Origin of the sequence: Vibrio sp. V10_P2A27P122, from assembly GCF_963874335.1 — a bacterium.
Taxonomy (GTDB): domain Bacteria; phylum Pseudomonadota; class Gammaproteobacteria; order Enterobacterales; family Vibrionaceae; genus Vibrio; species Vibrio anguillarum.
On the sequence record NZ_CAWNHY010000083.1, the window covers coordinates 1 to 6,486 of the forward strand.

The 6,486-nt window shown below is 43.1% G+C and carries 6 protein-coding genes; 2 read left to right on the forward strand and 4 right to left on the reverse strand.

All coding sequences use genetic code 11. The annotated features are described in order from the left end of the window. Nucleotides 1-60: 60 nt before the first annotated feature. Nucleotides 61-687, reverse strand: a complete 627-nt coding sequence (locus AACQ17_RS04550) for a TetR/AcrR family transcriptional regulator (RefSeq protein WP_010319039.1) — start codon at nucleotides 685-687, stop codon at nucleotides 61-63. A gap of 447 nt (nucleotides 688-1,134) precedes the next feature. On the opposite strand from AACQ17_RS04550, the gene AACQ17_RS04555 reads away from it, so the two are divergent. Further along, nucleotides 1,135-2,028 carry a pyridoxal-phosphate dependent enzyme gene (locus AACQ17_RS04555; protein WP_094148012.1) on the forward strand — a complete coding sequence of 298 codons (894 nt, stop codon included), beginning with the start codon at nucleotides 1,135-1,137 and terminating at the stop codon, nucleotides 2,026-2,028. Between the two features lie 28 nt (nucleotides 2,029-2,056). After that, on the forward strand, nucleotides 2,057-2,311 hold the full coding sequence (locus AACQ17_RS04560; protein WP_010319042.1) for a DUF1496 domain-containing protein: 255 nt from the start codon (nucleotides 2,057-2,059) through the stop codon (nucleotides 2,309-2,311). Between the two features lie 11 nt (nucleotides 2,312-2,322). Here AACQ17_RS04560 and AACQ17_RS04565 read toward each other — a convergent pair whose 3' ends face one another. The 3 genes from AACQ17_RS04565 to AACQ17_RS04575 all read right to left on the reverse strand — a co-directional run bounded on the left by AACQ17_RS04565 (nucleotide 2,323) and on the right by AACQ17_RS04575 (nucleotide 6,296). Beyond that, nucleotides 2,323-3,774: an NAD-dependent succinate-semialdehyde dehydrogenase gene (locus tag AACQ17_RS04565; protein ID WP_094148014.1), complete on the reverse strand. Its 1,452-nt coding sequence runs from the start codon at nucleotides 3,772-3,774 to the stop codon at nucleotides 2,323-2,325. Nucleotides 3,775-3,924: 150 nt separating this feature from the next. Beyond that, entirely contained in the window at nucleotides 3,925-5,265 is a 1,341-nt protein-coding gene (locus tag AACQ17_RS04570; protein WP_013856589.1) for a GGDEF domain-containing protein, read from the reverse strand. After that, nucleotides 5,262-6,296, reverse strand: a complete 1,035-nt coding sequence (locus tag AACQ17_RS04575) for an ABC transporter substrate-binding protein (RefSeq protein ID WP_094148016.1) — start codon at nucleotides 6,294-6,296, stop codon at nucleotides 5,262-5,264. Before AACQ17_RS04575 ends, AACQ17_RS04570 begins: the two co-directional genes overlap by 4 nt. Between the last annotated feature and the right edge of the window lie 190 nt (nucleotides 6,297-6,486).

Consider the following 6,486-nt stretch of genomic DNA (forward strand, 5'->3'; position numbering starts at 1 on the left):
CTCATGATCAGATCCTTTTGTTCGCTTGGATTGTTACTTCTTATAATAGATTTAATTGGGTTAATCAGCCGCAACGCCGGCGGCTAGATAAGGAATAAGTAAGTCGACGACGGCTTTGGCATCCACTTGGTTGCCAAAATCACTTTCGGCAATCTCAGCCAATGCTTGGCTCGACGCCATGGTAAAAACACACGTGCCTAACGTGAAGTGCAAACGCCAGAATAGAGTTTCAGGCGTCAGTTTTGGGTTCGCCTTCATCACTGACTGAGTAAACAGTGACAATACATCGCTGTAGCGTGTGGTGATAAACCAACGCAAATGACCTTGCACATCGGTATAGCCGCGACCAATCAACAACATAAAACGGCTGGTACCGTTGGGCCTAACATCATTCAACGCACGTAATGGTGTACGCAATGACTCAAACACTTCCGACATTTGATATTCATCTTGGGAGTTTAACTCCTGCAGCGCTTGTTGAACGGCAGGCATAAATGCTTCTAAATAACGATTCAACACTGCACGCACTAACGTTTTCTTATCACCAAAATGGTAGTTAACCGAGGCTAGATTTACTCCAGCTTTGCTGGTGATAGCTCGTAACGATGTATCGTTGAAGCCATGTTCAGCAAACAATCCCTCTGCAACATCTAGGATTTTTTCTTTGGTACTACTTCTTGGTGCCATTTCAATCACTCGTATCAAACAGGTGTTTGAAATATACTATCGACACAATTAATTAACAAGCAATTAACATCACATTTTTACGAAATGATCGGAGCTGAAGAGTAAAATAGAAGTAAGCTAATGAAAGATAAATATTTTAAAAATAAATTGAAAAAAATGGCTTTGAGATGGAACTGATTGTGAAATGCTCAGTCTCAATAAGTGTAGTTAGCAGAGCATTAAGAATTTTACAGGCCGTCAAATTTTTCTTCTTACTGTAACTACCGATATGCTGCTTTTTCTTATTAACTCCTATGTTTATTTGTATCCGCCCAGCGCCTTTTGCTCTGGGCTTTTTTTTGCCGCATGAGAGGCAAAGCAGTAACTGACGAGCGATAAAATCGGCCAACACTGCAATTTTTACTCAGGTCAGTATATACTACGGCCCTTTTCTGCTCGAAAATCATCATGAAACTGTCTGATACCCCGATAACGCAACATACTTTTTCCAATAACCGCTTCTATTTAAAACGTGATGATCAACTTCACAGCCATTTTTCCGGAAATAAAGCGCGTAAGTTCATGGCGTTATTGGATAGCGATTCCCCCGGCATCAGCACTTTAATCAGCTATGGTTCGGCGCAGTCCAATGCTCTCTATTCTCTGGCAGCTCTTGCGCGCATTAAAGGGTGGAAATTTGAGTTTTATGTAGACCACATTCCAACGTGGTTACACCAAAGGCCGATTGGCAACTATCGTGGTGCACTGGATTTAGGAGCGCACATCATCGAAGTTAGCCCCATCAATATAATGCCACCCGAGCAGTATATTGATACGATCCGCCAGCCTGATGCTTCATGCTTAGTCGTACCGGAAGGCGGTCGCTCAAAGATGGCCGAAACGGGCATTAAGCAGTTGGCTCTAGAAATTCTCAACTGGATGAGAATGGAGACAAAAACGCAATTCGTCGTTGCGTTGCCCTCCGGGACAGGAACCACTGCGATCTACCTGCAAAAATATCTAAAACCGCACGGCATTGAGGTTCTGACCTGTGCTTGTGTAGGGGGAAATGACTACCTCATCCAACAATTTGACGAGCTTGAAGAGCGCCAGTACCCTACGATTATATCTACAGAGAAAAAGCATCACTTTGGACGATTGTACGAAACCGATTATCGGATGTGGCAAAATCTACTTGAGCAGACTCATGTGGAATTTGATCTGTTGTATGACCCTATGATGTGGCAATGTTTGTTACCTTGGATGGAAGCTCATCCAGAAAAAACGGTGATTTATATTCATCAAGGTGGGTTACTGGGCAATGAAAGTATGCTGCCCCGCTATCAGCGGCAATTTGATTAACTACCTCACTATAAATAGGAGATACACCATGCTGAAGTACTGTGTTTGGTTATTATTGATTGCTCCTAGCTTTGGCTACACGAAAGTAATCAATACCGCTTCGTTACCGGTTGTGGTGGCTACAGAAGGTAAAGCTTTACAACGTGTTTGCTATTATAAGGACCAAGCTTATTCTATCGGTGCAGTGATTCAAGTCGGTGAGCTGTATATGATCTGCCAAGAGGCCAATGATTTTGAAACCAATGGCCCCTTAAGATGGGTGTTACTGACTCAACAAAAATAGTGAGAGAAAGGTTAGTTTAAGCCTCCCATTAGGGTGTATTTCACTTCCAAATATTCGTCTAGCCCCTGTTTTGCTCCCTCGCGGCCAAGACCTGACTCTTTGATGCCGCCAAACGGTGCGACTGTAGTTGATATCAAACCTTCGTTAATACCAACAATACCGACTTCCAGTGCCTCACTCAATCGCCAAGCCCGAGCCAGTGACTGCGTATAGCAGTATGCCGCTAATCCAGAATCCGTGTGGTTTGCACGTTCAATCACTTCCTCTTCGTGAGTGAAACGAAACAAAGGTGCAAGTGGGCCAAAGGTTTCTTCTTGAGCCACCAACATATCTTCTGTCATCTCAGTTAATACGTGAGGCTCAAACAAGCGGCTACCGGCTTGAGGCAGAGTGCCATATTGCACTAGAGCGCCTTGCGCGGTGGCATCCGCAATATGTAATTTGACTTTAGCCACCGCCGCATCATTGATTAAAGGCCCCATTGTTACGCCCGATTCCAGCCCATTTCCCACAATCAGCTTGCTGACTTTATCAACCAATTTTTTAACAAATTTATCGTACACGCCCTCTTGCACATAGATTCGATTGGCACAGACACAAGTTTGACCAGCGTTACGAAATTTCGCCACCATCACACCCTCTACGGCGGCATTAATGTCGGCATCATCAAACACAATAAAAGGGGCATTACCACCCAGCTCGAGCGACAACTTTTTGATGTTGTGCACGCACTGTGCCATTAATATTTTCCCCACTCCTGTTGAGCCAGTAAATGAGAGTTTGCGTACCACTTTGCTGCTGGTTAATTGCTGCCCGATTGCGATTGCCTCTCCGGTCACCACTTGCAATAAGCCAGCGGGAAGCCCAGCACGATGCGCCAATTCTGCCAAAGCAAGAGCAGTAAAAGGCGTATCTGGTGCTGGTTTGAGTACCACTGCGCACCCAGCCGCAATCGCTGGAGCACATTTACGAGTCACCATAGCCGCAGGGAAATTCCAAGGCGTGATCGCAGCAACCACACCAATAGGTTCTTTCGATACCAGTATTCTTGCATCCGCTTTATGACTCGGGACAAGCTCACCATAAGCTCGTTTTGCCTCTTCGGCATACCATTCGACAAAGCTGGCAGCATAGCTGATCTCGCCTTTCGCTTCCGCTAAAGGTTTACCTTGCTCGTTGGTTAAAATCAGTGCCAGATCATCGCTGTGTTCAACAATCAATTCATACCAAGCTCTAAGCACTCTCGCTTTGTCCGCCGCTGGCTGTTTTTTCCACAGTTTCTGCGCAAACTCTGCACCCTCAATCGCTTGTTGAACTTGCGCACTATCTAGCTGCGGAACCGTTCCAATCAGAGTGCCGTCATAAGGGTTGTAAACGGTTGAGGTGAGCGAGTTGGATGCACAAACCCATTGACCATTGAGATAACATTGTTGTTTAAAAAGTTGAGGATCACGAAGCTGCATGACAATGCTCCTAGCGATGAATAAGGGGGAGAGAACAGGGTAAAAGGAAACTGAGTCAGGTTCAATTGATAAACGGTATTATTCAGGGATTGCGACTATCTACTCATGAATCAGCCTCGACCCAGCCGCTTCCTATGCAGAAAAATGGCGTTAACTCACCACGTCTTCCACTGTAAAAACTCCCCTTAAGGGATCAATGTTTTGACAATAAGTGTTACCAACCACCTCTTTCGCTTGATACATCGCCTCATCAGCCAAGGCCATTAAATGGTGCATACTATTGGTTTGTAAGGGGAAATAGCTGATACCGACACTAACACCAACGGTTAGGCTTTGCCCTTCAAACTCAATGGGCAGCCCTAAGCATTTGATGATTTGTTTGACTTTCTCTGCGACAAAGTCGTACTCATCAATCAGATCGAGGCACACTACAAATTCATCACCGCCAAGCCTTGCCGCAAAATCAGATTGGCGGATACTGGCCTCTAAGCGAATCGCGATTTGCTTTAAAATTTCATCTCCCGCGCAGTGGCCTTGAGTGTCGTTGATGGTTTTGAAATTGTCCAAATCAATGAAGAGCAGCGCTAACTTCACCTTGGTCCTATTGGCTTTAACGATGGCGTTATCCAACAACTTTTCAAACGCTCGCCGATTAAGTAACCCCGTCAACGAATCATGTTCAGATAGAAACTGAAGCTGATCTTTTTGGATTTTTAACTCTGAGGTTTGTCGCTCAACCTCTAATTGCAATTCATCTTTTGTTACGGTTGTCGTTTTTAGTGAGACCTTCATATGGTTAAAAAAGTCAGCCAAAGCTACAAATTCAATATCCAGATTAACTGGTTCAATCTTGCTTTCAAGGTCACCATACGTCAAAGCTAGGATACCTTGTTTAATTGACGCAAACCCTCTTTTGAAACGTTTCAAAATCAACCACGCAATGCCACTCACTAAGATTGAAAAAAATAATATTTTCAGTGCACTCAACATCAAGGTCATTTGTTGACTCTCAATGCTTTTTGCTAAGACTGATTTTTGTAAGTAAAACAACTCTTCAGTCATATTTTGCACGAGCATATTGTAACGTGAATGTAGCAGCCCTTTTGCGCTGATTAGAGAGTTGCTTTTTGCTTCAGCATCTTGATGAGTAAGCTTTTTTTCTTGTTGCAGTAAGACGGCAAGGCTAGTATTCATGCGTTGTAAGTTTTCGATATGTTTGCCCATCATCTTATGATTAAGCAGTCTCTTGGAGAGGCTTTGCTGAGCAATATCAACCTGGTCCAAACTTGATACATCAGAATACTGCAGGAAAATCCAAAGTTGGCTACGCAACAAATCCACACTCAATTGGATCTGCATAATATCTTCTAGATCTTTTTTTGTTTGCTCTTGTTCTTTAAGTAAGCCCCACAGAGAAAAAGTGATCAAAAGGATTAGAAATGCCGTGGATGCGAACAATAATGTCAATTTACGTACAATCGAACTGATCATTTTATCGATACCTTAGTACGTAGCACTTCCTCGATCGGCTTGGAAACAAGCACTGTCCGAAAATCCGGCTTGTCGCCCGCAACCATACCAGCCTCAATCGCCCATCTTGCTTGAAGCTGTAAGTTAGATAAAAGTGCATTACCTAACGACAAACGAAATACATAATCATTCCAAGACCACTCGAGTTGGGGTAACGGAATATTTAAGGCCTGTGCAATCACCTCTCTCGATTGTTCAGGATTGAGGTTAATCCATTCATTAGCCTCTTTTAATGCACGTAATATTGCCACTATCTCATCATGCGCCTCTTCGACGGTTGCTTTCATCGAAAGTAAATTAAACGACAAATGATAAATACCAGATAGCCCAAGGTTCAATACATCGGATGGTGCAGAGGTTTCAGTTTTATAACCGTAAGGTTCCCAAACAGAAATAGCATCAACTTGTGAGGAGAATAATGAGTCATTTAGCGCTTCTGGTGGTAAATAGACTTTTTCAACAGCCATCTCTTTCAGGTCACTGGCAATCAACAATGAATCAAAGTAAAACTCACTGGCACTCGCCTTAACGATGCCTACTTTTTTACCTTCCAAGTCACTCAGGTTAACAATGCCTAATCGCTCTAACGTGAGCAGCTTTAAATCGTTATCTGACTCAACAAAACTGGTTAATAGTGCAAAATCATTACGCTGGAAAAGCTTAAACATAACCACCGACTCAGAGGCAGTCGCATAGTCTACATTCCCACTAAACAAAGCTTGAGAACAGGCCACACCTCCAGAACAGGGCACTAGTTCGACATTCACCCCTTGTTGTTCAAAAAACCCCAAACTGTCGGCAATAATAAAGGAGGAAGAGAGTGGCGTTTGCGAAACCGCTATTCTTACTGCTTTACGCTCTTCAACACGGCTAGCATCATAAAAATGACCAAGTTGCCTATTAAAAATAGCAATAGTGACTACCAATACAACAATAGCCACTGCAACTTTATGAAAGGTCTGAGCTTTGTGCTTTTTCGTAACCATAGCCAATAAGTGAAATTAGTTTTATATATGACAGTTTAGCTCTGAATTGGAATTATTTTTGAGTGAATGGCTATTTAATAACTTTTAGCAGGGGATGCATTGAGATTGTTTAGATTAAACAGTGAGTTAATCTTGAGTTAACATGGTATTTTACGCACAAAAAAAACCGTAGACGATCGTCTACGGTTTAGAATAT

Excerpts from the sequence above, each read along its gene's own strand:
- AACQ17_RS04550 (WP_010319039.1), bottom strand. The coding sequence starts at position 687 with ATGGCACCAAGAAGTAGTACCAAAGAAAAAATCCTAGATGTTGCAGAG.
- AACQ17_RS04555 (WP_094148012.1), top strand. The coding sequence starts at position 1,135 with ATGAAACTGTCTGATACCCCGATAACGCAACATACTTTTTCCAATAAC.
- AACQ17_RS04560 (WP_010319042.1), top strand. The coding sequence starts at position 2,057 with ATGCTGAAGTACTGTGTTTGGTTATTATTGATTGCTCCTAGCTTTGGC.
- AACQ17_RS04565 (WP_094148014.1), bottom strand. The coding sequence starts at position 3,774 with ATGCAGCTTCGTGATCCTCAACTTTTTAAACAACAATGTTATCTCAAT.
- AACQ17_RS04570 (WP_013856589.1), bottom strand. The coding sequence starts at position 5,265 with ATGATCAGTTCGATTGTACGTAAATTGACATTATTGTTCGCATCCACG.